General features: G+C 64.6%; 1 pseudogene. It reads right to left on the reverse strand.

Features of this window, described 5'->3' with window-relative positions:
* Positions 1–380 precede the first annotated feature (380 nt).
* Positions 381–757 (reverse strand): annotated as a pseudogene (locus NS365_RS22915) (transposase); the annotation flags it as partial.
* Positions 758–771 lie beyond the last annotated feature (14 nt).

The following is a 771-nucleotide window of genomic DNA, read 5'->3' on the forward strand; positions in this document are numbered from 1 at the left end:
ATAGAGAAGAGGCCCCTAGCCCAAGACCTCGCATCACGGACGAAGGGGCGACGTGAGCGAGGTCTTGGGCTAGGGGCCTCTTCTCTATTCGGCGTGTTGAGGTCAAGCGCTCCGAGCTGATGTCTCGTCCTGGCTGATGCGTGATCCCTTGCGGATCATGCTTCTCTTCGGGATCGACCCGGGTGGGCCCTCCCATGATGGGATCGGAATGAGCGAGGCAGCTCGATCTGTTGCGCGTCCTGACCGTGCCAGTGGTACGATCGGCTCTAGAGCCCTAGCGAGCTTGCCTCGTTCCTCGTCCCGCAAGGGACACGTCTCCGCCAGGGCGGATCTTTCAATGATCGGTCTGTTCCCGAAGGCTTGCCTCCTTCAGAGCCTGCTCATGCCGTTGCCCGTGTCCATTGGAACTCGGCTTCCGTCCACCCAGATGTGGTGAAGGATGACGGCCAAGCGCCGGGACAGCGCGACGATGGCCCGTTTCATGCCGCGCCGCTTGGGCCAGGTTCACCGCCCAGGCCTTCAGCCAGGACCATGTCCGCACACGGGTCAGAAGCACGGTGGCCGCCTCGAACAGAAGGCCGCGCATCATCGCGTCGCCGCAGCGCGAGATGCGCCCGATCCGCTCCGTTTCCCCGGACTGGGAGAGCCGGGGCACCAGTCCCAGAGCGGGCCCGACGGCCTTCGAGTTCGAGAACCGGCCGGGATCGTCGATCGTGGCGACAAAGGCCAGCGACACCACCGGGCCGACCCCGGGAACTGGCTCTTATACCA

The sequence above is a fragment of the Aureimonas ureilytica genome (assembly GCF_001475935.1).
In the GTDB taxonomy this organism is placed as follows: Bacteria; Pseudomonadota; Alphaproteobacteria; order Rhizobiales; family Rhizobiaceae; genus Aureimonas; species Aureimonas ureilytica_A.